A 23,125-nucleotide genomic window follows, 5' to 3' on the forward strand; every position below is an offset into this window, starting at 1 on the left:
CTGACCGGCTACGACAACGACAGCCCCGCCCGCAGAGCACTGCGACCGAGCAGCACGGTCCCTGTCGCGATGGCTGTCGCGGCCCGCCCACACACGGGGATCCGGCCCTCCCACGCACGTCACACACCGCCACAGCACCCCCAACGCGACACCCCCCGCGACAGGGGCGCCCCGCCCGGCAGCGGGCCCGAGCAAGGACGGCCCGGGGCCGGGGCCCGCTGCTCCTGGCAGGCCGGGACGCCTGCCCCCGGGACAGGGCCCGACGAACAGGCGCAACGGGCCGGAACCACGAACGGCCCGGGGCCGCAGAACGCTGACCTCCTACGGGTGGTCCTCACCCGTAGGTGCCACGCGATCCCGACGGCTCAGTCCTCCTCGGCCCGAGGCGGAGAAGCCTGCCCCGGACAAGCTCTTCGAGCACAGCGATCCGGCTGCGCAGATCCTCGATCTCCTGATCGAGACGCGGAGAGACGTTCCCGAAGCGGGAGCTCCTGGGGCCGCCGGTAAGGGGCTCCCCGCCAGGAGCATGAACGAAGCCGACATAGGCCGCCAACTGCCTGAGCGGGGACGGCGAGGAAGGATCCTTGGTCACGCGCCGCAAGCTACCCGAACCCCACAGCCGGGCAACGACCGGCCCCGGCACAGCCAGCCGGACCCGGAACGACGGCCAGGGCAGCCCGCCGCCGGGAGGCAACACGACAACCAGGCGCAGCCGTACCGGGCCGGGAACGGCGGCCAGGGCGCGGCCCGGGGCCGGCGATCGGCGGACCGCTCCCGGCGGCGGGGAGCAGCCCGGCCACCGCCGGAATCCACCGGCGAACCCGCCCCGTGAATTCACGACCCGCCGGAACAGCCCCGACCGGGCGGTAATTCAGGGTGAATCGACAAGGCAAATCCGGTACGGAAACCGGCGGCATCTCCGACGGGCCGTCAATTCACGGGAGCACCCCGAAGCAGCCCCGACCCCTGAACCGCCCGCCCGGCCCGGCGCTGCCCCGCCCGGCCGAGGTAACCAACCACCCAACGTCACCAAAATCACCCGCCCCGGACGCCGCCCCACCGCCGGACGACGCCCGGCCGCCCGCCCGGATTGGTCCACCAGAAGGCAAAAGCGGCCACCAAACGCGGCGAGGTCACACCACCGCGACTCGTCGCCGGGTAGAGCCTCGCGTGCAGCACCCGCACCTCCCACCACAGTTCATCCGGAACGGAGACCAGCGCGGCCACCAGCTCGCGCCTGGACGGGACCGGCAGCATCAGCGGGCCCAAGTCCTGTACGGCGCGGGCCTGTTCGCAGTCGGGGCACTCCAGCCGGTCCGGTCGGGCCTCCTGGCGCAGCTCCAGCTTCGAGCCCTCCTTCTCACCGATGGAGCCCCGGCACGTCCAGCACGGGCGCAGCGCGGCGTTGGCCGTGCGGGCAGCCTCCAGTTGTTCTTCGGCCTCCCAGCTGCCGTACACCCAGGTGCTCTCCTCCTCGGGAATCTCGCCGCAGTCGATGCAGACCAGGTAGTCCATCAGCTCCTGGTGGGCCTTGTGCTCCTCGGCCTGGCGGGCGGCTTGGCGCAGGTCGTACGCGGCCCGGTCGTTCGGGTTCTCCAGCGCCTCGGTGAGGGAGGGCCGGCCCCGGCGGCCGAAGCGCCACCAGACCGGCCCCATCGGGCCGTGGTCGGCCAGCAGTTCCAGGGTGGTCGCGATGATGGGCAGGGCGTCGTCGTACTCGCGCCAGCCGTCGTCGTTGTAGTCGCGGACCGCCCTGCACCACTGGCCGCGCCAGCAGTCGGCGGATAGGTCCGCCACCGCCTGCTGCCGGCCTGCCAGGGCGACGGGTCCGGCGTCGGTGACGACCAGGGCGACGGGCGGGTACCCGGGCCGGGTGTGGCCGGGCCAGGTGCGGCGCCACCAGTGCACCGTGCGGTCGGCCGACTCGTGGTGGGAGCGGGCCGGGTCGTTGTCGCGGACCTTGGTGCGGACCAGCTCGCGGTAGCGGGGAACTTCGCGGCGACGTCGGCCGGGGCCATGGTGGAGCGGTCGACCTCGACCATCAGCACCGGCACCCCGATCTCCGGGGCCTGCCACACGCCGTCCGGGCGCACCTTTCGCCGGCCGCCCGGCAGCAGGAACTCGGTCTCGGTCGACCAGGACCGCACCGTGCCGACCCCGCCCGCGGCCCCGGGGGCGGTGCCGCCGAGGACGAACGCGGCGATCGTCTCGTTGACGGCCATCGCGTGCTGGGCGCCAGTACGGCCTGCGCCCCGGGCCGTGCCGCCCATCTCCGAGCGGACCATGCCGAGCACGGCGGCGGCCGCGTCCAGACCGGCCGCGCCCTCCAGCCGCCACGTCTTGTGCCGGTGCTTGGTGTTGCCGTCGGAGGCGACCAGGCCGTGCAGCGCGAGGTCGCCCAGCGCCTGCCGGACCGCCTTGTTCGACGCCGCACCGGGGCGCAGCAGGCGCTGGAGCTGGTCGGCGGTGGCGACCTTGAGAACGCCGAGCGCGCCAAGGACGTCCGAGCGCAGCGCGGTGGTCGAGCCGTTCGGGTTGGCGGCGCCGCGCCGGAACGCGGTCCGTCCCGGCCGGGACGGACCGGCCGCCTCGACGACGTCGGCCCGGTCGTCGTAGTCGTCGGGCTGGCCGTCGTTGTCGTCGGGCTCGGCGGGGCTCTGGCAGGTGCTCACGGACGTCTCCTGGTGGCCGTGGTCGGGGCGTTGCCTTCGAGGGATATCCGGCGCTCCTGACAGCCGCCAAGCCCGTTGTCGGCCCGCGCGCCGCGTCCCCTCCAACCACCCCTGCTTCCAGCCCCGCCGCCGCTGACCACCGCCCGCCGGCCCACCGACTGCCTCGCCCTGGAGGTCGGCCGCAGCGTCCTCGCCCCGGTCGGCAACCGCGACACCCCCACCGGCGAACTCCTCTTCGACCCCGAACTGGTGATCCGCGCCACCACCGCGCCCGCACCGCTGCGCTGACCCCGGACGCCCGGACGTCCGGACGCCCGGACGTCCGGACGTCCGGACGTCCGGCCACCCGGACGAGAACGCCCGGCCACCCTCCCCGGTGGCCGGGCGTTCTTCCGTGACACCCCGTCAGAGCCAGCCCCGGTGGGCGGCCTTGATGCCAGCCTCGAAACGGCTGCTGGCGTCCAGCCGTTCCATGATCGAGGCCATGTGGCGGCCGATGGTGCGCGAGGAGATGCCCAGCCGCTGCCCGGCCGCCTCGTCGGTGAGGCCGCCGCCGAGCAGGCGCAGCAGCTCGCGCTCGGTCGGGGTGAGCCCGGTCGCCGGGTCGTCCGGCCGGGCCGCGCCGAGCGGGACGGCGGTGCTCCAGGCCTGCTCGAACAGATCGAGCAGGGCGCCGATGATGCCTGGCTCGGTGACGTGCAGCGCGCCCTTGCGGCTGTCCGCCGGGTCGATCGGGACGAGCGCCTGGACCCGGTCCACGATGATCACCCGCTGCGGCACGGCGGGCGCGGTGCGGACCTCGCCGCCCTGCCCGAGCAGCCAGTTGGCGTACGCCGTGACGTGCGGCTGGCGGCGGGTGGTGTCCTGGTAGAGCGTCCGCATGGTGATGCCGCGGGCCAGTGCCGCGCTGTCGGAGGGACGGCTGGCGTCCAGGTCGTCGGGGCGCTGGGCGCGCGGATGGGTGGTCAGCACCTCGCGCTCGGTCTGCCGGGCCATCAGCTCCAGCCGGGCCCGGATGGAGTCCATACCGAGCAGGCGCTCCCCGTGCGCGGGCCGGTGCTCGGCCCGCTCCGCGACCATCCTGGTCACGGCGGCCCGGGACGCCGCCAACTGGGCCTGCCGGGCGGCGAGTTCGGCCTCGTGCCGGGCCAGTACGTCGGCCAGGCCGATCTCCGGGTCCACCGCGCGCAGCTGCCCCGGACGGTCGGCGGACACCCGGACCAGCATCAGCGCGCCGAGTTCGTCGAGGCAGTCGTGGACCTGCGACTCGCTCAGCCCGCTGCGGGCGGCCAGCTCCGCCACCCCGTCCAACGGGTGGTCGAGCATCGCCCGGTACACCGTGCCGGCCTCGACCGACACCCCCAGTGCCTCCAGCATTCCGTCCCCCTCCGCGCCCGGCGCAGCCGTCCCCGTGAGTGGATGGCGTGCGAATCCTTTCAGGGCCCCACTCCTCCTTCAAGAAAGATCAATGGGGCCATCGGGACTGGTCGGGGCATATGCGCGCGAAATCTGTTCGATTTTTGGCGCCCTCCGGCCCCTCCGGGGAGCGGCCTGGCGGCGGTCCTGTCGGGGAGCGGACAGCGGGTCCGGTGTCCGGAACCAGACTGTCTGGTTGGGGACAGTCGGCATGCCTTCCCCCGGGTCCGGCGGCACGGAAAGCTTTACCTCGCCGCCAGGGAAACGGACCGGGCGGCAGCCGGCCGAAGCGTCTACCGCGGGACGTGGAGCCGGACCACAGCCAGCCCGCCCCACCGACACCGGAAGAGGTCCACCCCGTGCTCCGCACCCGCATCGCCCAGGCCGCCGCGGTCGCCGCCCTCGCCCTGACCGCCCTCGCCGCCCTCCCCATCGCCGCCCAGGCCGACGAGACCCCGGCGCCGACGCCGACCGCCACGGCCCAGCCGACCGGGGCCCCCGCCCCCGGGACCGTGCAGCCCGCCGGCAACTACGGCTGGGGCGACTGATCCCCGATGGACGTCGTCCACGCCAGCCTGCACCGCAGACACCCTGCGGAGCCCGTGCCGGACGGTGAGACGGCGGAGATCCTCGCGGCCCTCTGGGCCCACGCACTGCCCGCCGACGGGCTGCAGCACATCACCGCCCGCGGCGAGAACGACCGCACCGACCTCCTGATCTACCTCCGCACCCTCCCCGACCCGGATCCCGCCCCCGACGGCCAGCCGGCCGTGCAGCGGGCCCACCGGTTGATCGCCCGCACCCACCGGGCCTCGCCCCTGCTCCGCCGGAGCCACCTCCCGCCGGTCCCGCCCGCGGACCACGCGGCCGGCCCGCGCTGAGCCCGCGCCGCCCGCCGCGCCCCGCAATACCCCTCTCCCGGACCTCCCGCCGCTCCGCCGTGCCCGAACCCGGCCGACCGGGCGTCCACCCGACCACTCGTCAGACAGGAAGCTTCGCCATGCCCGCTGTGTCCTCCTCCTCGTCCTCCGCCAAGCTCGCCAAGCTCGCCCGGACCGCCCTCGCCACCGCGATCGCCGCCTCCGGCGTGATCGCCGGCTCGGTGTTCTCGGCCGGAACCGCACAGGCCGCCACCACCGGCGACTCGATCGTCAACACCGCCGCCGGGCAACTCGGCAACGCCGCCTGCGGCAACGGCGGCCGCGGCTACTACGCGTCCGGCACCGGACAGACCAACAGCTGCTCGGGCGGCCAGGAGGCGCACCCCTGGTGCGCCGACTTCGTCGGCTGGGTCTGGGCCCGCAACGGCGTGCAGAACCTCGGCATCCTGAACGACCTCGCCAACTCCCTGCAGACGTACGGCAACAACAACGGCACCCTGGGCAGCACGCCGCACGTCGGCGACGCGGTCTTCTTCCACCCGAGCGGCTACAGCACCGGCTACACCACCTACGACCACGTGGCGATCGTCTCCGCGGTCAACTCCGACGGCACCATCGACTGGATCGGCGGCAACCAGGGCAGCTCGCCCGGCTACGTGACCCGCAACACCCGGATGCCCGGAGCCGTCGGCTCCAGGGAGTGGTCGGTCAACGGCGTCAACGTGCACCTGGCAGGCTACATCCGGCCGGTCGGCGGCCAGGCCGCGGTCCAGCGCGGCGACCTGTTCCACGAGTCCCGCGACCCGTGGGGCTCCTGGTCCGGCTTCGCGGCGGTGAACGGCTACGCCGGCGCGCCGTCGTTCAACGCCAGCCAGGAAGCCATCACCTCGACGCCCGACAAGTCGACCCAGACCCTGGCGGCCGGCAACGACGGCAACCTGTACCACACGGCCCGCTACGCGAACGGCTCGTGGACCGGCTGGGCCCCGCTCGCCGGCTACGCCGGCGCCCCGAACTTCTCCGCGAAGTCCTTCTCGATCGCGGGCATGCCGAACGGCGACGCGCAGGTCCTGGCGGTCGGCAACGACGGCGGCATCTACTTCACCACCCGCCTGGTGAGCGGCAGCTGGCAGAGCTGGAGCAAGGTCGGCGACTGGGGCGCCCGCAAGGTGGCGATCACCGCGATGCCCAACGGCGACGCCCAGATCCTGATCATCGGCAACGACGGGCTGGTCTACCACAACATCCACTTCGCCGACGGCACCTGGCAGGGCTGGAACGGCGTGGCGGGCTTCGGCGGCGCGGCCTCGTTCGCGGCCAACAGCATCTCGCTGGCCGGCATGCCGAACGGTGACGCCCAGCTGGTCGCGGTCGGCAACGACGGCAACATCTACCACTCGATCCGGCTGGCCAGCGGCTCCTGGCAGGGCTGGGGCCCGGTCGCGGGCGTCGGCGGCGCGGCGAACTTCGCCGCCTCCAGCATCGGCATCACCAGCACCCCGAACGGTGACGCCCAGCTGGTCGCGGTCGGCAACGACGGCATCGCCTACCACAACGCCCGCTTTGCGAGCGGGTCCTGGCAGGGCTGGGGCTCGCTCGGCTTCGGCGCGGTCAACGTCGCCATCGCCGGGGTCGGGGACGGCTCCTCGCAGGTCCTCGCCACCCACAGCTGAGCCCACCGGGCGACTCGCCCGACCTGCTCGGCCCGCTCACCGGTCCCGTCCGGTGGGCGGGCCGCTCCCCGCCTCCGCCGCACCGCCCGCTCGCACCGCCCGTCCCGCCCGCCGGGCCTCTTCGCAGCCTTCGACCACCAGGAGCCCGTCACCGTGCCCGCGCCCCGCCGCAAGCCCGCCGCCGTCCTCGCCCTCGCCTCGGCCGCCGCCCTCGCCCTCCCCGTCCTCGCGGCCAGCACCGCCCAGGCCGCCTCCGTCGCCAACTGGGACAAGGTCGCCCAGTGCGAGAGCAGCGGCAACTGGAGCATCAACTCCGGCAACAGCCTCTACGGCGGCCTCCAGTTCGACCTGCCGACCTGGCGCGCCTACGGCGGCACCCAGTACGCCGCCTACCCGCACCAGGCCACCAAGCAGCAGCAGATCCTGATCGGCGAGAAGGTGCTCAACGGCCCGCAGGGCGCCGGGGCCTGGCCGCACTGCGGCGGCCCGCTGGTCGGCGACCACACCAACCCGTACCCCACCACCCCCGCGCCCACCGAGCGCGGCACCCTCTACCACGAGGTCCGCGACCCGTGGGGCTCCTGGTCCGGCTTCGCCGCCGTGATCGGCTACGGCAGCGCGCCGTCGTTCAACGCCGGCCAGGAAGCCATCACCTCGACGCCCGACAGGTCGACCCAGAGCCTCGCCCGCGGCAACGACGGCAACCTCTACCACACGGCCCGCTACCCGGACGGCTCGTGGACCGGCTGGGCCCCGCTCGGCGGGGTCGGCGGCGCGGCCAACTTCGCGGCCAGCACCTTCTCGATCGCGGGCATGCCGAACGGTGACGCGCAGGTGCTGGCGGTCGGCAACGACGGCGGCATCTACTTCAACGCCCGCCTGGTGAGCGGAAGTTGGCAAGGGTGGAGCAAGGTCGGCGACTGGAGCGCCCGAAAGGTCTCGATCGCCGCGATGCCCAACGGCGACTCGCAGGTCCTGATCGTCGGCAACGACGGGCTGGTCTACCACAACATCCGTTTCGACAACGGAAGTTGGCAGGGCTGGAACGGGGTGGCGGGCTTCGGTGGGGCCGCTTCGTTCGGTGCGAGCAACGTGGCGATCACGGGCATGCCGAACGGTGACGCGCAGCTGGTCGCGGTCGGCAACGACGGCAACGTCTACCACTCGATCCGGCTGGCCAACGGCTCCTGGCAGGGCTGGGGCCCGGTCGCGGGCGTCGGCGGCGCGGCGAACTTCGCCGCCTCCAGCATCGGCATCACCAGCACCCCGAACGGTGACGCCCAGCTGGTCGCGGTCGGCAACGACGGCATCGCCTACCACAACGCCCGCTTTGCGAGCGGGTCCTGGCAGGGCTGGGGCTCGCTCGGCTTCGGCGCGGTCAACGTCGCCATCACCGGCCTGGCCGACGGCTCCTCGCAGGTCCTCGCCACCCACAGCTGAACCGGACGGCCGGGACGCGGCGGCGCCACGAGGCGGTTCCCCGTGGCGCGCACGGGAGCTGTCACGGCGTCAGGTCGACCGCCAACGGCCGGTGGTCGGAGACCGCGAAGCGGGGCAGCCCGACCGGGGCGGCGGTGTGCGTGCCGAGACCGGCGGCGAGCAGGTGGTCGAGCTGGCTCCGCGGCCGGTGCGCGGGGAAGGTCGGGGCGCGCAGCAACTCGCGCCAGCCGTCCCCCGGCGCGGCGCACCGGAGCACCGAGACGGCCACCGCCCCCGGCAGGTTGAAGTCGCCGAGCAGCAGGTGTGGCCCCGGCAGCCCTGCCAACCAGCTTCGCAGGGCCAGCAGTTGGCGGACGTTCCAGCCCGGGACGAAGGACAGGTGCACCGCCACCGCCGTGAACGGCCCGCCGGGGCCGCGCAGCACGGCCGCCAGCGCCACCCGGGGATGGTCGCGCACCACCCGCAGCCCCGGCCGGCCGGGCGCGGGCAGTGGCACCATCAGCAGCGGCTCGCCGAACCGGCGGGCGTGCCACCCCAGCACTGGCAGCCGGGAGTACAGCGCCACACCGTGCGACGGGCCCCCGCCGGTCGTCGGGTCGTCCGGCCCGTGCACCCGCAGCCCCCGGACGGCCGTGTCGCGCACCCAGGACCTGCCCGGCGCCGCCCGGGCGTGGAACGCGGTGGCGTACCGCCAGTGCCGCGCCCCGGCCGCTTCGGCCAGCGCCCGCGCCTGGTCCACCCCGCCGGAGCGCTCCTGCCCCCGGTCCAGATCCTGCAGCGCCAGCACGTCCACGCCCAGCACGGCGACCGCCTCCGCCAGCGGAGACAGGCCGACCCTCTCCGACGGCCCGTCGACGGACGGCCGCCGCCCGTGCAGCACGTTGAAGGTGACGAGGCGCAGCGGCGCGGGGACGGTTCCGGTCACCCGCCGGACGCCACCGCACCCCGGCGGTCGCAGGACCGGGCCGTCGGGCCACCGGGGTCAGAGCTGCCAGGCCCGCAGACTGTTCCGGGTGACGGCCAGCAGCCGGTCCGGGCCCAGGGCGTGGACGGCCGCGACCCGGTGCCCGATCCGCTCCCGGTGCCCGGTCCGCCGCTCCGGTCCGGAGGGTCCGCCCGGCCCGGGCTGTCCGGACAGCTCGTTGGGTGGCTGGGTGGTGGGGGTGGTCACTCGTCTCCTTGGGGAAGTGGGCCGTCCCGGCCCGGGGTGAGCCGACACGGCGGGATGGGTGCGGGACGGGGTCAGCCGGTGACGGTCTCAGCGTGGCGGTGGAGCGCGTCCAGGAGCGCGGCCTGGTGGTCGGTCAGCTTGCCCTCGGCGCGGGCCGTGGCCTGCTTACGCAGCCAGGCGCCGGGCCGGAAGGCCGGGTCGTCGCCGAGGCCGGTGCGGTTGGCCGGGCCGTCGAGGGTTCCGCCGGCGGTGAGGTAGGCGAGCAGGCGGCGGTAGGAGCGGTTCCAGTCCGGCTCGATCCGCCACATCGCGTCCAGCGCGGTCAGCTTGGCGTCCTGGGCGGCCGTCAGCTTCGCGTTCTTGCGCTGGCGCCCTACCCACGCGCCGACGGCGTGGCCGTCGAGCTTCTCGGCGGCCGGGATCGCCAGGTGGCCGTGCGTCTGGGCCCAGGCGCGGGCGTGGGCGTAGCCGCGCTCCCAGGAGCGGGCGTGCTTGTCCCAGATCATGCCGAGCTGGTCCAGCTCGTGGATGCGGACCGGTGCGAGCAGGCCGGCGCCGTTCAGGTAGCGCTGGCGGTCGAGCCAGGAGATCAGAGCGCCGTCGCGGGCCTTGTCGGTGGGGTCGAGGTGGCGGTGCTCCGCCTGGAAGGCGGCGGCCAGGGCGAACATGCGCTGCCACTCGCTGGCGCGCGGATTGAAGGCCCGCAGCTTCACCGTCTGCAGGATCTGGACGGCGTGGCGGCGGGCGTTGATCCGCAGCCACTCCACCGGCGACTCCTCCGCGGCCGGCTGCTCGGCGTCCCCGGCCTCGCCGGTCTCCGGCTCGGTGACGTCGTCCTTCTCGCCCACCCGGCGGGTGCGCAGCTCGGTGATCCGGCCGACGACGCGGGCGTCGTGGGCGGCAAGCGCCCGCAGGACGCGCCAGATCGTGCGGAACGAGGAGGCCTCGATCTCCGCGTCGGCCTCCGCCTTCACCGCCTCGCCCGCATCCTGGATCTCGGCCGGGTCGGCCGCGGCGGTGTCGTCGCCGACCTCGGGGGTGGGGAGGTAGACGGGGATGATGACCCAGGAGACCTTGCCCTGCCGGTAGGCCTGCCGCAGCGCGCGGCCGACGGCCTGGACGATGTCGATGACCGAGCTCTTGGGGTCCGCGAAGACGATCGCGTCCACGGCCTCGACGTCGATGCCCTCGTTCAGGAGGCGGGAGTTGCAGATGATGCAGCACTCCTCGCCCTCCTCCCCCGGGCGCTTTCCGGTGGAGGCGGAGAACGTCGCGAACGCCGCCCGACGGTCCTTGAGCTTGTCACTGCCGGCGACCGCGAGGGCGGTCACCCGCTCGGGACGGTCCGCGAAGGGCAGCAGTTCGGCGGTGGCCGCCATGGTCGCGGCGAACTCCCGGGCCGCGTGCACCCGGGAGTGGAAGGTGATGACCCGGCGCAGCTGGAGGTCGGCGACGGCGCGCAGCACCGCGATCTGCAGGGCCAGGCGCAGGAGTTCTTCGTTGGTGCGCTGGGTGCGGAGGTCGGCGACGGCGGGGAGGTTGAGGAGGTCGCGCAGGTCCTCGTCGGTGACGACGGGGACCAGGACGCGGTAGTCGGCGAGGTAGCCGTGCTCGATGCCCTGTCCGAGCGTCCAGGTGTAGACGGTTTCGCCGTAGATCGAGGTGTCCGTCATGGAGCAGAGCGCGGGCAGCTGCTCGGCGCCCTGGCTGTCGGCGTCGGCGGTCAGGTCCGCGAGGCCCGGCTTCGCGCGGGTGTCGTCGGCGATCTTCGGGGTGGCGGTGAAGTACAGCCGGCGCAGCGCGGGCACGTCGGTGTCGTGGTGGACTGCGGCCCAGGCCTTGCCTTCGGAGCCGGCGGTGCGGTGGGCTTCGTCGATGACCACCAGGTCCCAGGCGGGCAGGCCGAAGTCGCGGTGCGCCTGGGTGATGCGCTCGAGGGAGGCGTAGGTGGCGTAGACGGTCACCGGGGCGTCGGGCTTCGCTTTCGTGACCAGGTCGGCGATCCGGGCGGCCTGGGTGGTCACCTGGGCGTGGACGCGGCCGCCGGCCTCCGCGCTCTCCAGCGCCTCCGCCCGCGAACACGCCGCCACCGCCAGACCCCGGCGCCCGCCCTTCAGCGACCAGGCGCCGGCGGTCTGCTCCAGCAGCTCGATCGTCGGAACCAGCACCAGCACCCGGCCCCGCGCCGCCAGGCGCCGCGCGCAGCCCGCGGCGATCAGCGTCTTGCCGGAGCCGGTCGCGGCGACGACGGTGGCCCGGCCGCCGTTCTTCACCGCCTTCACCGCCGCCGCGACCGCGTCCTTCTGGAACCAGTGCAGCGGCAGCGGGTTCACCACCGCGGCGGCCGGCTCGGCCTGGGCGGGCAGCGAAGCCGGGCCGCGCAGAGCGGCCGGGACGTCCTCGACGGCGGCAGTGACGGCGGTGGTGGTCGTGGTGTCCACGGCGCGGTGTTCTCCTTCTTCTCTGCAGGGCGGACTGCGGTGGAGGGCCGGCTGGGTCAGTCGGGGTAGGCGTAGCGGTGAAGGGCGTCGATCAGGCTCTCGATCAGATCGCCGGACGTGTTGGTCCTCCACTCGGTGTCGAAGCCCTCGGCGACAAGGATGTCGGCGAGGGCGTCGACCAGTTGCTGGGCCTCCTCCTCCCCGGGCGGGAAGACCGGGTCCAGGGTCACCGCGGATGCGGCTGCGGCGCGGGCGAGTAGGGGCAGCCCCGCCTCGGGGCCGGTGAACCAGCCAGGCTGCTGCGCTCGCTCGGGATGCTGCTGGTTCACGTACTCTCCCCCGGCACCCAGCCGCGGACTTCCAGGTAGGCGATGTCGGCGTCCTCCACCGCCCGGCCGGTCTCCACCAGCCAGGCCTGCATGGCCTCGGTGACGTCGCCGTGGTGCTCGGCGACGCGCCGGGACCACTCGGCGGCGTCGAAGCCGCCGGAGGAGGCGGAGCCGTAGGTGCGCTCCTCGGTGCCGTCGGAGCGCGGGACGAAGCCGCGGCGTACTCCGCCCGAGTCCTTCTCCGAGCCCGCGCTGTAGATGTACTGGTCGGCCTTCATCCGCACGGTGAAGGCGAGCTTCCCGCCGGCCCGGCCGGTGGCGTGGACGACCGGGGCGAGGTGCGCGGCACCGGAGCGGATGGCCTGCTTGCCGGCGCGGCCGGCCATGGATCCGCCCGGGGTGCCGATGGTGTCCTTGCCCCGCACCCGGGCTTTCTGACCGCCCTTGGTGGTGCGCCGCTGGGTGTTCGCCCCCGCGACGGCGGACAGCGCCTCCTCGTCCCGCTGGCCACCGCGCACCGCGCGGACCAGCTGGCGCAGCGCGCCCACCATGGACGCGCCCTTGCCCTTGGTGAAGAACTGCGAGACCAGGCTCGCGTCGCGGCCGAGCATCTTGGCGACCTGGCGCTTGGTGTAGCCCTGGTCGATCAGCTCCTGGGTCAGGCGCGCGGCCTCGTTCGGGTTGCCCGGGTCGGCCGGGCTCACCGCTGCTCACCTCCGGCCGCCTGCTCGGCGGCGAGTTCGGCGCGGCCCTGGGCACGCAGCTGCAGGTACTGCTCCTGGCTGGTCGGGTGCTCGACGGGCCCGGTGAGGTGGCCCTTGAGCAGGTAGTCGCCGGGCTCGCCCCGGTAGGGCCACGGCTGGCGCTCGGTCAGGGCGATGCCGTCCGTGCCGAAGTACACGACCGTGCCAGGCCTGGCGTGCAGGGCGCCGGCGACGCCGACGATCCCCTTGCCGTCGCGGTACTTCATGTCCAGCAGCGCCGCGCGGGCCCCCGACCACACGTAGGCGGCCCACTCGGGGTGCGCGTTCGGGTCGCGGGAGAACCCGGCCTGCCGCTGCCAGGTGACCACCTCGTTGTCCTGGCCGAGGATCTCCACCCCCGCCGGGAGCGCCTCGCCGACCGGGGTGGTGCCGGAGACCAGGCGCGGGCGCTGGGCGAAGCCGCCCAGGCCGAACAGCAGCACGCTGCGGACCGCCCGGGAGGCGAGGTAGGCCGCCTGGCGCTGGCGCTCGTCGCCGTGCAGCTTCGAGAGGTTGGTCAGGTCCGCCCAGGCGGCTTTGAGGCGCTTGCCCCACTCGTCCAGCGGCTTGCCGTCCTCGAACAGCAGGCCGCCCAGGATCTCGACCTTCCACGGCATCAGGTGGTTGGACAGCGCGAGGTGGACCTCCGCGCCGCCCGCCCACGTCGTGAACGTGGCGCCGGGCTCCGAGGGGTAGACCCACGCGCGGTCACCGGTCACCGGCGCGGGCAGCAGGCCGACGTGGTTCCAGCCCGCCGGGACCGTCACGCGCACGTTCCAGTGCGAGCAGGACATCAGGGCCTTGGTCTGCTCGGCCTCCGTCATCGCCGCGAATCCGGCCGCGGTGATCCGCCGCGGCACACCGACCGGGGACTTCCACAGGTGCTTGGCGTAGGCGAAGGTCCGGTCGTACTCCACCAGCGCCGGCAACTGCTCCGGCACCCGGGGCGGCAGGACCAACTCGGTACGGCCCTGACCGCCGGTCGCGTGCAGCAGAGCGCGCAGTTCCTCCGACAGGACCGGGTAGCCCCCGGCCCACTTCCCCTTCGTCGGGATGGTCCGGGTCCACAGGTCCCGGCCGGTCTGCGACGGCGAGCCCATCAACACGGCGTCGTCCCAGTGCCGGCGCAGCGCCTGCCACAACAGGGTGAACGCCTGACGGCACGTCACCACATCGGCGCCGTCCGCATCGAACCACTCCCCCATCGAGCGGATCTCCGTGACCGGCCCGTCCGGGGAGCTCGCGGGGGCGTAGCGGCCCACCGGCTGGCGCTGGTGGACGAAGTGCCCGGCCAGCTTGTCCCGGCCCGACCCGACGGCGGTGGTCCACCGCTCGGAGGGGGTGTTGAGCCAGGCCGCGACGGCGTCCTTGAGTGTGGAGTAGCGCTCGGCGCCGTCGTGCCACGGGGCGCCGGCGGTGACGTAGATGCGCTCGGTGCCGGGCGCGGCCGCAAGGACGGCGTCCAGGATCTCCCCCGGCGTGCGGGCGCCGAGGTCCAGGCGCGCCACGCGGTCGCGCACCGCCAGGTCGCCGGTCGCGGCGTCCAGGAACACCGTGCTGCGGGCCTGCTGGACGAAGTTCGGCCGCTTCGACACCAGCCCGGTCGTCACCGCCTCGAACCGCACACCCGCCGGCCCCTCCGGCAGGGTCGGCAGCTCACGCGGACCGACCGGCGCGCCTGCGTGCTGCTCGGCGGCCCCCGGGACCGGGGCGGTCGCGGGAGCCGCGACGGCCTGTACGCCGGGTTCTGTCTCCCCGTCAGCCGTACTGGCAGGCGCGGCGGTGGGCGGTCCGACGACAGCCGGATCCTCGAGGTCGGCAGCGGACCTGATCGGCGCCCGGGTCACCGGGGTTACCGAGGTCGGACGCTCGACGACGATGGCGGGGCGGGTCGGCGCCGGAGCGACCGCGCCCGCGGGCTCGGCGACGGGCTCGGCCTTGGCCACCTGGCCGGGCGCGGGCGCCGGCGCGGGCACGCTCGGGGCGGCGGCGTGGTCGTCGGTCCTCGCGGCCCGGACGGCAGCCGGGGTCGGATCCAGCAGCGGCGCGATCCGCACCACCTCGCCGACCGACAACCCGGACGCCTTCGCGACGGCCGGCGCCTGGGCGCCCTCGTACCCCGCGAGCCCCGCCACCGTCCGCGCACGCTGGGCGGCGAGCTTGTCCAACTCCTTCTGCGCGGCCGCCACCGTCTTCTCGGCGGCCGTGATCGCGGTGCGCAGCTCGCGCAGGCCGGCGAGCTCGGCTGTGTACGTCTTGCGATCCATCAGATCCTCACTCCCCTTCCGCGGTCTCGGTGGTGGAGCCGGTGCCGAGGGGGCGGGCCTTGCGGGCCAGGGTCAGCCAGCCGTCGGGGCCCTGGGTGCCGTGAATGTCGGCCAGACCCGCCAGCAGGAACGCGTACGCGCCACGCTTCGGGGACCTGGGCTGCGCGGCCCCGCTCTCCCACTTCGCGAACGTCTCCCGCCGGGTCTCCAGGGCGGCGGCCACCTCGACCTGGGTCAGACCGGCGGCCTTGCGCAGCCGCTCCCGCTCCACGGGCTCCGGCAGATCCCCACCGTCCCGGGCCTTCGCCAACAACGCGTCCACCGCCGCATAGAGCTCACTCATCACACACCTCCACACGAGAAAGATAGCACAATTCGCCACATTAACCGCACATATCTAGTCGCACATGCGCCTCAATGTGACCTCGCGTGGGGCGGGCGCTCCCTGAGCGGCCTGTTGCCGGCCTCCGCCCGGCCGTCCCGCCTCAAATGATCTTGACCATTTGCCGGACGATCTTGACGGGCCATGGGTTGCTGTCAATTGATCTTGATCGCTGGGGGTCCCGGGGGCGTTCGCCGCGACGGCAACGCTGATCGGTGGGATGCCGTAGGGTCCGCGCATGATCACGCGTCCCACCGGCCAGGCAGACGGGCCCTACAGTGCCGCCTTCCTCCCGCGGCAGCGGATGACCCTCAGGGCAGCCGAGCAGCCGATATCCGAACCGGTAGCCAAGCTCGGCGGCCAACCCGTGTGGCTGGACGGGCCTGCATGGCCGGTGGATCCGTCCACCGGCAGCCCGCTGGTGTTCATCGGTCAGTTCCCGGTCCCCGGAGACGCACTCCGCATGGCCTACCTCTTCGTCGACGAGGAAGACCGGATCATGGGAGGAACCGACCCGGAGGCCGGCGACGCGGTCCTGCTCGTGCAGCCCGACGGCCGCATCCCGCCCTTCGCCGTCATCGGGCCACCGGGCACCCGGGGGCGGACGCTGTGGCGCTGGGGTCCGGACGAATCCGAGATCCCGGTCGAGTGGCATGTCGACCTGCAGCCGGTAGCACCCGAGATCGACCGCTCGATCAACGACCGGGCGGCGTTCGAGCGAAGCCTGCGAGGCGAGGGGCCGGCCGTCGGGCCGCCCGATGGAGAGGACCTCCACGACTACATGGGCGGCGCCGCCTGCTACCCCAACCTCTTCGCGCGAGTCGAGGCTCCGTGGCAGTTCCTCTTCAAGATCAGTGACGCACCCGACGACGGGGATCCGTACTTCCTCAACTTCGGATACGGCTACGGCTACGGCTTCGTCAGCCCCGACCACCGCGAAGGCCGCTTCTTCTGGGAGTGCTCATAGACACCCAACCCCGCGAACGGCCGGGGCCCGCCTCGATGTCCGGAGGCCCTGGTATGCATGCGCGACGGACAATCATGACGACCGGTTCGACTGGATCGTTGAAGAGGAAGGGCTCCACCCGGTCCTCACCCTTGTCGAGGGTGTTGCCGAAGACGAGGTGATCCGCCGGTTCGGAGGCGACCCCGGGAACGCGCGCCTTCTGGTGGCTGACGAGATCTACCGACTTCAACCGGGCTGTCCAGACCACCGAGGCCACCTGGGTGTCGGCACCGTGGGCGAGGCGGTCTTCGCCCTGGAGGTCGTCGGCTCGACCGGAGCGGTGCCCGGTGTTGCGCGTGACCTGTCCCGCGGGGGCAGATGCTTCGGACTCTCGCTCGGCATCAACGGCGACGACTTCGTGCACTACGCCGTCGCCGGCGAGCTCGTCGTCCACGAGGAACCCCGGGGACCTGTCATGCCGCTGCGAGAGGGCGACGCCCGTTGGAATCCTGCCTGGTGCACCGGCCTGATCGATGTCGAGGACCCGACCGAGTTCTGGGGTCCGAAGCTGTACCTCCTGGCCGAGCGGGTGATGGGCGCGACCATCGAACCGTCGTGGTTCAGCCGGCCGCTGAGAACCGCGGAGATCCCCTGCTCCGAAATCCTCATGAACACACCCGCCTGGGACATCCCGTGAACGCCAAACTCCGCTCCCTCTCCCGATCGGCGCCGAAGCCGGACCGGCAGACCCGGCCCCACCGTGCTGGGGGCGCGTCAGTTCACGGCAGGGAAGAGGGATTCCTGAATGGCCAGGCAACGGTAGGACTCGGTGCCGGTCTGCTGTGCATGTCTTGGAGATCGGCGGGGTCGAGGGCGGCTACCATCCGGTCGACGACGAACGCGACCCCCCGGGGCGGAAGCCCGTCGTGTACCGGGGCGTGGACGACCTGGACGCGGTCCGGGAGCGGCTTCTGGCCGCCGGATGCGAGCACCACCGCGGCCCGCCGACCACCGAGCCGAGCCGCCGAATCGCCCAGCTGCGCGCCCCGTTCGGCACCACCGTCGGCATCGAAGGCCCGTAGCACGACGGACTCGCGCAGAGCGGGCCTCCACGAGGCGGCCATCCAGCGACCGCCGCGACCGCCGCGGCAGCGTCGAGTTACGGCCCCGCACCCGGTCGTGGCCCACGCCGTGGCCGGCCCGGCGCAGGACAGCGGACAGGGTGACCAGGTCGACCAGCCCAGTGACGTCGGGGCGCCCACTCCACGTCGAGCAGCACCACCTCGCCGCCCGGGCACCGGCGGGGGTGCTCGAGCCTGGGGTTGAGGTTGAGGTCGAGGTCGAGGTGGCAGGCAACAAGGGTGAAAACGGCCGCTCCCGGGGTTCGGGCAGGCGACCTCCTCAGCTACAGCCGGTAGGAAGTCAGCGGCTCGGCCTCTTGGTCGGCGCCGTCCGGCAGCAGCGGCAGAGGCCACGCCGCGTCGGGCGCCCAGCCCGGCCAGCCCGCGGCGAACGGCCCCGCCCGGTCGTCGAGCATGCGAATCGCGCGGTCGCAGGCCCGGTGCACCTGACCGTCGAGGAAGTCGTCGACCACCCCGAGACGGCGCAGCCGGCCGTACTCGTCGCGGTCCTTCCAGTGGCGGACGGACAGGTCGGGGGCGGCGACCAGGTCGAGGGCGAGGTCCATCGTGTCGATCCCGCCCGGGCGGCGGCGGTACGGGAGTTCGAAGTTGACGTACCAGCTGATCGGCTCGGCGGTGGCCGCGTCCTGGAAGCAGTGGAGGGAGAACCACTCCCCCGCCAGGTAGTGCGACAGGACCGCGGTGCGCTCCCAGCGGTGGGGGCCGAGCGCCCAGGTGCCGGCCGCGAGGTGCTCCAGGCCCTGCTCGCGGACCGCGTCGTCGCCGGTGCGCAGGGCCTCGATCCAGGTCGTCGGGGCCAGGCCCTCGATCCCCGGCCAGCAGGCCAGGGTCAGCACGTTACCGGTGTCGGCCACCACCCGCAGCGGCTTCGCCGTCCACACCCGCCCGCCGTGAACGTCGCGGCGCACCACAGTGGTCCCGGGCCGGAACCGGGTGCTCTGCTCGGTGTTCGTCACGACCGGGGTGTTCCCGCCCGGCACGACGAGAACTCCGCTCGAAGGTGTGACACAGGATCAGGCCATCGCCACCGCGCCGTTTCAGCACACGTCGGCAGCGGGGTAGCTGGGCCCCGGACGACGAGATCATCACGGTTCCTCCGGGAGCGCTCACAGACACCCAGCCCCCGCGAACCCGTGACCCGTCGACCAGGCACCACCCGGCGAAGGGGACGAAGCCGGGACCGCGGACAGGTGAGAGAGCCGACCTGCCTGCTGTCCGACCAGCCGGACACGCCACGGCATCGACGGGAAACTGCCGACCAGAACGAACGGGCGGCATGACACTCCCCCACACGAGCGACGAGGCCTTTCTCATCCCTCCCATACCTGCAGAGTCGCGCAGAGGTCGGGCCCAGACCACCGGCGCATTGCGCCGGCGCCAGCCTCGGGGCGATCGACCGTGCACCGCTGCCGCGACGAGGACGCCGCCGGCCCCGACCGTGGAATCACCACCGGCGACTGAACCACCCGGGCTGCCGCGACGTCGTAAAGCGCATCCGCCGGCACCAGGTGAAGAGCGACGATCCCACTGAAGGGAAGCCCGTTGTGGCATGTGACGACCCGTGGATCGAGAAACGGCGCTACGAGTACGCCGGCGGCCGCTATGTAGGCTGCGGAAGCTGCGGCGGCGACCTGTGCACCGTCTGCAGGCACAACCATCTGCAACCGAGCGACGTGCACTTCGAGTTCAACGACGACAACATCTGCCCGAGCTGCCGCCCCAAGCACTGACCGGACCACAGATGAAACGGCCCAGGACGCCATCACGGCATCCGTGGCCGTGGCGGCGCTCCCACGTTTCAGGGCGCCGCCGACACATGACCTGCCACTCCGCTCCAAAAACCCCGCTCCGGGCGGGCCTTGTGAGCGAAGCGGGGGCCAAAGCGGCGTTGTGGACACCCAGCAGCGATGTCCAGGACCGCACCTCCCCTTCGGCGGGGAGCGTCAACTCCTCCCACTGCCGGGCGAGCAGAGCGTGGCTTCCGTCGGCCCCGCACAGCAGCGTCAGGGGACAACCGCCTGGATCTCCGACGCCGCGAAGAACCGCGCCAACGGCCGGCCCCACGTCAGCATCGGGACAGGGGTGCTCCGGTGTTCTGGTGCCGCATCAGGCAACGTTCGCCCCGTTGTTGCCGGTCGAGTGCGGACCGCGCGGGGCACGTAGTCTCGCGGGATGCATTCTCACCTGAGCTTCGAGAACCCTCCCGCGCTGCCTCATGAGGTCGTGGTCGAGACGTTGGAGCGGGCTCTGCGTGACCGCTCGCACGAGGGCGAAGCGGCGGACGCCCTGGTCGGAATCGCCTTGAGCGACGACGACCGGGAGTTCGTCGAGCACTGGTGCATGGAGGTCGGGACGCGCGCCGTGTCGGGCAGTCCGCTTCTCGGGTTGGCCGGCCTGTGCCTGGGCCATACCGCTCGACGCTTCGGCCATCTCGGCGACGACGCTCTCGTGCTGGCGAAGTCGCTGGCGGTGCGTGCCGAAACGGACCCGGCGGACGTGGATGGTCGGGCTCTCGACGGTTATGACGACGTCCGGAGCTTCCTGCGCCTTTGGTGACGCCGACTGGCGCCGTCGCCGGTTAGGCGGCGTTGGCCCTGCTCACGATGGCGGCGAGGCGCTTGTCGGCGGCGTTCTTGTTCCGCCAGATGATGTAGCGGCGGATCATGCTGCCCTGGGCCTTGTGGCTGGGATGGTCGGTGCTGTCGAGGGCGAAGTAGCGCAGGGCGGTGAACTGGGCCTCGATCCGGTTGAGCCAGGAGCTGTTGGTCGGGGTGTAAGCGATCTCGACGTTGTTCGCCGCAGCCCAGGTCCCGACCCGCTGGCACTACTTGGTGGTCAGGTGGGGCGAGTAGTTGTCGCAGACGATCGCAATCCGGACGTCCAGCGGGCGCGGACAACAGGACCATCTGGGCGCGTCGCCATGTCACCACCGACCCGGTACCTCTGCGGATGATCCGCAGCAACCGCCCGCCCTCATCGTCATCGATCTCGCGGACCTGCACGCGTTCGGCCACGTGATCATTCTGACCGTCCGGCGCCCACCAGCGCAGCAACCGGACGGTGCATCAGAACGAGGCGAACGTTGCCTGATGCGGCACTAGCCAGGCGTGTGGGCAGTCTCGGCCGTGCTGCTGGCCTGCTGCTGTGGAAGCGCACCCGCTGGCGGCGCCTGCCGCACATCCCGGTTGACAGTGGTGAGGAGGGCCAGGATGAGCAGCCATACTCCGCAGAGCCAGACCAGCGGCTTGGCACCCAGCGTGGTGATCAGCGCGCCGCCTGCAAGCGTGCCAATCGACAAGGCTCCCGTGGTGAGCGTGGAGACCGCGCTCGTCGCCCGGCCCCGCAGCTCATCGGGGGTGATGGCCAACTGGTGGGTGGTCATGGCCACCGCGTAGACGGGAGCCACCAGCGACTCAGCGGCCGCGACCGCTGCCAGCATCAGCGGGTTGGGCGCGAGAGCGTACAGCGGGAACATCAATGCCTCCAACCACAGCATCACCACGGCAATCCGGCCCAGCGGAAAGCGGCGTGTGGCCCTGTCCGAGACCAGCGCTCCCGCCATGGCACCGACCGCCGCACCGCTGAAGATGACACCGATCCACAGCGGCGAGGCACCCACCTGCCGGGCGAGTGTGATGATCAACAGGTACCCGGCGCCGTAGCGCACCTTGTCAGCGGCCGAGACCAGAGTCAGGAAACGGATGACCGGCTGGCGCCAGAGCCAGCCAAGCCCCTCTCGGATCTCGGTGGAGAGCCGGGATGTCGTCCGCACGTCCTTCCGGTCCACTTGGAATCGAGCACGCATCAGACGCAGCGACGCCGCGGACACTGCGAAGGAAACCGCGTTGACGGCGAACGGAACGGTCCGGCCAACGGCGTAGAGCGCACCGGCGAGTGAAGCCCCGAAGATGCCCACAGCGCTGGCGGCGGACTGCGAGTAGCCGAGCGCAGCGGACAGCTGTCGCGGGCCAACCACATTGGGCAGCGCCGCTGTGTTCGCCACTTGGAACAGCGTGGTCAGAAGCCCGGCAAGCACCGCTGTCGCATATAGCTGGGGCATGGTGAGCCTGTCGAGCCACAACGCAACGGCGACGCCGGCGGTGAGCACGGCCCGGCCAAGCTCACACCAGATCATGGTGGCCTTACGGTCCCACCGGTCGACGAGGGCGCCGGCAACCAGCCCGAACGCCAAGAAGGAAAGAGTGCCGAGGCCGAGCACGAACCCGGCTTGGGTGGCCGACCCGGTGAGGGCCAGCACGATCAGCGGCAGGGCCATGAAATGAGCCTGGTCACCGATAGCAGAGACCAACTGGCCGCTCAGCAGCAGCGAGAAGTCCCGGTTCCGGAACAGGCCGGGACCGCGAAGAGTATTCAATGGAGTTACGCTCCGTAACAGCTCAAGGACACAAGGGTGGCGTCGAAGCTGGTGTCCGAGCTAAGAGACACGGGGCGTAATTGCCATGCCCGGACCGTACCCAGGAGCTGGGACGGACTGCAATCGTTTTCCGAAGATAGCCCCACGCCCCAGCGGCTTCACGCGCGTCCTTGGATGAGAACGGCCCCGCCTGGGGCGGGGCCGTTGATCAGCCTCGGGGCTGGGGTTCTCCTTCATTCGGTTCAGGCGGCGGTGCGTCACCAGTGAAGACGGGCATGCCGAGGTCAACCAGTTCAGGGCGTCCGTCGGTGGGGATGTTCTTGAGGCTCTTGAGCTTGGCCATCGCGGCGTCGAAGCTGACCTGAAGTCCCTCGACCTCGCCGAGCCAGCCGTTGGCGCGGGCCTCGCGGATGCGTTCGCGGAGGTTCTGGATGATCTCGACGAGACGGGGCTTCTGGCGGGGGCCCACCTGGAGTACTGGGCAGCGGATGCAAGCTTCTCTGAACTACGCTGCGTCGTACGCATTTGCTCAGAGCCGTGCCCCAGCCTCTCGACGACAGTGACCACCTGAGCATGGCGTTCCCGAGCCCGCTCGCGGACGACGTCCGGGTGGTCCTGGCAGCCATGAAGACATCGCGGCTGAAGCCGGCGGAACCGTTCTCGGTCAACGTGCAGGGGCAGTTCCTCGCGATCCCCACGCGGTTGTACAACGACGAACCGCCGGCTGATGCGCTGGAATCTCTCTCCCCAAGACAGCTGACGATCCTGCACTGCTTGTACACCAGGCACCATGACGGGAGGGTCCGCCAACGTCACCTGGAATGCATCGTTGGCTCCGCGGAGCCATGGGTCATTCCGTACGTCGTGCAGTTGGTCGGTGAGTACGTTGTGGAGATCCTGGTGGTCATCCGGAAAGCACTCGGCGACCTTGATATGCCGGGCACCGCTCTCCGTGCTGCCTACGGCCAGTTCATCGTGGACAATCCCTCCTTCTTCGCGCGTACCCAAAGGCGAGTGGTTAGCTATTGGAACTGCTACTACCGCTTCAATTACACGAGTTTCCCGGGATATCCGGGATGTACCGTGCTGGAGCTCTTGCGGGTGGTGGCCTCCGATCGGGCCGGCCACCCCTGGCCTCGCCTCACGCCTCCAGCTGGCAGGGCCAATCTGAGCGGCTACTGCTAGATCTCACTGGGAACTGGCGCTCGGAGGTTCCTCAGCCTGGCCAACGATGTGGCCGAACGTAG

25 protein-coding genes and 1 pseudogene are annotated in these 23,125 nt (G+C 72.2%); 12 read left to right on the top strand and 14 right to left on the bottom strand.

The features are described 5' to 3' along the window. Positions 1–1,035: 1,035 nt before the first annotated feature. Complete coding sequence (locus tag BX266_RS41050; RefSeq protein WP_180290317.1) at positions 1,036–1,515, bottom strand: hypothetical protein; 480 nt, start codon at positions 1,513–1,515, stop codon at positions 1,036–1,038. Further along, positions 1,515–2,447 (bottom strand): replication-relaxation family protein, encoded by a 933-nt coding sequence (locus BX266_RS41055; protein ID WP_399171190.1) that lies wholly within the window; start codon positions 2,445–2,447, stop codon positions 1,515–1,517. Before BX266_RS41055 ends, BX266_RS41050 begins: the two co-directional genes overlap by 1 nt. Here BX266_RS41055 and BX266_RS39500 point away from each other — a divergent pair. Together BX266_RS39500 and BX266_RS00010 are read left to right on the top strand one after the other, a co-directional pair. Next, positions 2,382–2,732, top strand: coding sequence for a hypothetical protein (locus BX266_RS39500; protein WP_259464449.1), 351 nt, complete (start codon positions 2,382–2,384; stop codon positions 2,730–2,732). The genes BX266_RS41055 and BX266_RS39500 overlap by 66 nt on opposite strands. Positions 2,733–2,747: 15 nt before the next feature. Beyond that, the gene (locus BX266_RS00010) at positions 2,748–2,960 is read left to right on the top strand and encodes a hypothetical protein (RefSeq protein WP_259464450.1); all 213 of its coding nucleotides are present in this window, start codon (positions 2,748–2,750) and stop codon (positions 2,958–2,960) included. Between the two features lie 117 nt (positions 2,961–3,077). Here the strand turns inward: BX266_RS00010 and BX266_RS00015 are convergent, their stop codons facing one another. Continuing rightward, positions 3,078–4,049 (bottom strand): LuxR C-terminal-related transcriptional regulator, encoded by a 972-nt coding sequence (locus BX266_RS00015; RefSeq protein WP_099896884.1) that lies wholly within the window; start codon positions 4,047–4,049, stop codon positions 3,078–3,080. Positions 4,050–4,447: 398 nt separating this feature from the next. Between BX266_RS00015 and BX266_RS00020 the strand changes: the two genes are divergently transcribed. The 4 genes from BX266_RS00020 to BX266_RS40690 all read left to right on the top strand — a co-directional run bounded on the left by BX266_RS00020 (position 4,448) and on the right by BX266_RS40690 (position 8,082). Beyond that, on the top strand, positions 4,448–4,636 hold the full coding sequence (locus BX266_RS00020) for a hypothetical protein (RefSeq protein ID WP_099896885.1): 189 nt from the start codon (positions 4,448–4,450) through the stop codon (positions 4,634–4,636). Between the two features lie 6 nt (positions 4,637–4,642). Continuing rightward, complete coding sequence (locus BX266_RS00025) at positions 4,643–4,969, top strand: hypothetical protein (protein WP_073818266.1); 327 nt, start codon at positions 4,643–4,645, stop codon at positions 4,967–4,969. A gap of 119 nt (positions 4,970–5,088) precedes the next feature. After that, positions 5,089–6,642 (top strand): CHAP domain-containing protein, encoded by a 1,554-nt coding sequence (locus tag BX266_RS00030; RefSeq protein WP_099896886.1) that lies wholly within the window; start codon positions 5,089–5,091, stop codon positions 6,640–6,642. 153 nt (positions 6,643–6,795) lie between these two features. Beyond that, on the top strand, positions 6,796–8,082 hold the full coding sequence (locus tag BX266_RS40690) for a transglycosylase family protein (RefSeq protein WP_099896887.1): 1,287 nt from the start codon (positions 6,796–6,798) through the stop codon (positions 8,080–8,082). A gap of 61 nt (positions 8,083–8,143) precedes the next feature. On the opposite strand, the gene BX266_RS00040 is transcribed toward BX266_RS40690, so the two are convergent. The 7 genes from BX266_RS00040 to BX266_RS00070 form a co-directional block, all read right to left on the bottom strand. Further along, positions 8,144–9,007 (bottom strand): endonuclease/exonuclease/phosphatase family protein, encoded by an 864-nt coding sequence (locus BX266_RS00040; protein WP_259464451.1) that lies wholly within the window; start codon positions 9,005–9,007, stop codon positions 8,144–8,146. Between the two features lie 57 nt (positions 9,008–9,064). After that, the gene (locus BX266_RS00045) at positions 9,065–9,253 is read right to left on the bottom strand and encodes a hypothetical protein (RefSeq protein ID WP_099896888.1); all 189 of its coding nucleotides are present in this window, start codon (positions 9,251–9,253) and stop codon (positions 9,065–9,067) included. A 71-nt stretch (positions 9,254–9,324) separates the two neighbouring features. Continuing rightward, positions 9,325–11,694 (bottom strand): DEAD/DEAH box helicase, encoded by a 2,370-nt coding sequence (locus BX266_RS00050; RefSeq protein ID WP_143686818.1) that lies wholly within the window; start codon positions 11,692–11,694, stop codon positions 9,325–9,327. A gap of 56 nt (positions 11,695–11,750) precedes the next feature. Beyond that, positions 11,751–12,023 carry a hypothetical protein gene (locus BX266_RS00055; protein WP_099896890.1) on the bottom strand — a complete coding sequence of 91 codons (273 nt, stop codon included), beginning with the start codon at positions 12,021–12,023 and terminating at the stop codon, positions 11,751–11,753. Beyond that, the gene (locus BX266_RS00060; RefSeq protein WP_099896891.1) at positions 12,020–12,727 is read right to left on the bottom strand and encodes a helix-turn-helix domain containing protein; all 708 of its coding nucleotides are present in this window, start codon (positions 12,725–12,727) and stop codon (positions 12,020–12,022) included. Before BX266_RS00060 ends, BX266_RS00055 begins: the two co-directional genes overlap by 4 nt. Next, entirely contained in the window at positions 12,724–15,033 is a 2,310-nt protein-coding gene (locus BX266_RS00065; RefSeq protein ID WP_099896892.1) for a hypothetical protein, read from the bottom strand. Before BX266_RS00065 ends, BX266_RS00060 begins: the two co-directional genes overlap by 4 nt. A gap of 7 nt (positions 15,034–15,040) precedes the next feature. Continuing rightward, entirely contained in the window at positions 15,041–15,376 is a 336-nt protein-coding gene (locus tag BX266_RS00070) for a helix-turn-helix domain-containing protein (protein WP_099896893.1), read from the bottom strand. A 277-nt stretch (positions 15,377–15,653) separates the two neighbouring features. On the opposite strand from BX266_RS00070, the gene BX266_RS00075 reads away from it, so the two are divergent. The 3 genes from BX266_RS00075 (at position 15,654) to BX266_RS00085 (ending at position 17,443) form a co-directional block, all read left to right on the top strand. After that, positions 15,654–16,382, top strand: coding sequence for a hypothetical protein (locus BX266_RS00075; RefSeq protein WP_099896894.1), 729 nt, complete (start codon positions 15,654–15,656; stop codon positions 16,380–16,382). Continuing rightward, the gene (locus tag BX266_RS00080; RefSeq protein ID WP_259464452.1) at positions 16,270–17,058 is read left to right on the top strand and encodes a DUF6461 domain-containing protein; all 789 of its coding nucleotides are present in this window, start codon (positions 16,270–16,272) and stop codon (positions 17,056–17,058) included. The genes BX266_RS00075 and BX266_RS00080 overlap by 113 nt, the downstream gene beginning before the upstream one ends. A 145-nt stretch (positions 17,059–17,203) precedes the next feature. Beyond that, entirely contained in the window at positions 17,204–17,443 is a 240-nt protein-coding gene (locus tag BX266_RS00085) for a VOC family protein (protein ID WP_259464453.1), read from the top strand. A gap of 323 nt (positions 17,444–17,766) precedes the next feature. Here the strand turns inward: BX266_RS00085 and BX266_RS00090 are convergent, their stop codons facing one another. Next, positions 17,767–18,459 (bottom strand): DUF402 domain-containing protein, encoded by a 693-nt coding sequence (locus BX266_RS00090; RefSeq protein WP_180290319.1) that lies wholly within the window; start codon positions 18,457–18,459, stop codon positions 17,767–17,769. A gap of 588 nt (positions 18,460–19,047) precedes the next feature. Between BX266_RS00090 and BX266_RS00095 the strand changes: the two genes are divergently transcribed. Both BX266_RS00095 and BX266_RS00100 read left to right on the top strand, forming a co-directional pair. Then, positions 19,048–19,233 (top strand): hypothetical protein, encoded by a 186-nt coding sequence (locus tag BX266_RS00095; protein ID WP_099896897.1) that lies wholly within the window; start codon positions 19,048–19,050, stop codon positions 19,231–19,233. A 442-nt stretch (positions 19,234–19,675) separates the two neighbouring features. Continuing rightward, positions 19,676–20,059, top strand: a complete 384-nt coding sequence (locus BX266_RS00100; RefSeq protein WP_099896898.1) for a hypothetical protein — start codon at positions 19,676–19,678, stop codon at positions 20,057–20,059. Between the two features lie 22 nt (positions 20,060–20,081). Here BX266_RS00100 and BX266_RS40695 read toward each other — a convergent pair. From BX266_RS40695 to BX266_RS00120, 3 genes and pseudogenes are all read right to left on the bottom strand, one after another. Then, positions 20,082–20,390, bottom strand: a pseudogene (locus BX266_RS40695) (transposase); the annotation flags it as partial. Between the two features lie 210 nt (positions 20,391–20,600). Next, on the bottom strand, positions 20,601–21,878 hold the full coding sequence (locus tag BX266_RS00115) for an MFS transporter (RefSeq protein ID WP_180290320.1): 1,278 nt from the start codon (positions 21,876–21,878) through the stop codon (positions 20,601–20,603). Between the two features lie 208 nt (positions 21,879–22,086). After that, entirely contained in the window at positions 22,087–22,347 is a 261-nt protein-coding gene (locus tag BX266_RS00120) for a hypothetical protein (protein WP_218969222.1), read from the bottom strand. Positions 22,348–22,451: 104 nt separating this feature from the next. Here BX266_RS00120 and BX266_RS00125 point away from each other — a divergent pair, with 104 nt between their 5' ends. Next, positions 22,452–23,063, top strand: coding sequence for a hypothetical protein (locus BX266_RS00125; RefSeq protein ID WP_099907189.1), 612 nt, complete (start codon positions 22,452–22,454; stop codon positions 23,061–23,063). Positions 23,064–23,125 lie beyond the last annotated feature (62 nt).

The sequence above is a fragment of the Streptomyces sp. TLI_171 genome, assembly GCF_003610255.1.
Classification (GTDB): domain Bacteria; phylum Actinomycetota; class Actinomycetes; order Streptomycetales; family Streptomycetaceae; genus Kitasatospora.

What these genes read in the sequence shown, in the direction of transcription:
- BX266_RS00075 (WP_099896894.1), top strand. Translation starts at nt 15,654, where the DNA reads ATGATCACGCGTCCCACCGGCCAGGCAGACGGGCCCTACAGTGCCGCC.
- BX266_RS00015 (WP_099896884.1), bottom strand. Translation starts at nt 4,049, where the DNA reads ATGCTGGAGGCACTGGGGGTGTCGGTCGAGGCCGGCACGGTGTACCGG.
- BX266_RS00100 (WP_099896898.1), top strand. Translation starts at nt 19,676, where the DNA reads ATGCATTCTCACCTGAGCTTCGAGAACCCTCCCGCGCTGCCTCATGAG.
- BX266_RS41050 (WP_180290317.1), bottom strand. Translation starts at nt 1,515, where the DNA reads ATGGACTACCTGGTCTGCATCGACTGCGGCGAGATTCCCGAGGAGGAG.
- BX266_RS00070 (WP_099896893.1), bottom strand. Translation starts at nt 15,376, where the DNA reads ATGAGTGAGCTCTATGCGGCGGTGGACGCGTTGTTGGCGAAGGCCCGG.
- BX266_RS00025 (WP_073818266.1), top strand. Translation starts at nt 4,643, where the DNA reads ATGGACGTCGTCCACGCCAGCCTGCACCGCAGACACCCTGCGGAGCCC.
- BX266_RS00030 (WP_099896886.1), top strand. Translation starts at nt 5,089, where the DNA reads ATGCCCGCTGTGTCCTCCTCCTCGTCCTCCGCCAAGCTCGCCAAGCTC.
- BX266_RS00065 (WP_099896892.1), bottom strand. Translation starts at nt 15,033, where the DNA reads ATGGATCGCAAGACGTACACAGCCGAGCTCGCCGGCCTGCGCGAGCTG.
- BX266_RS00125 (WP_099907189.1), top strand. Translation starts at nt 22,452, where the DNA reads ATGGCGTTCCCGAGCCCGCTCGCGGACGACGTCCGGGTGGTCCTGGCA.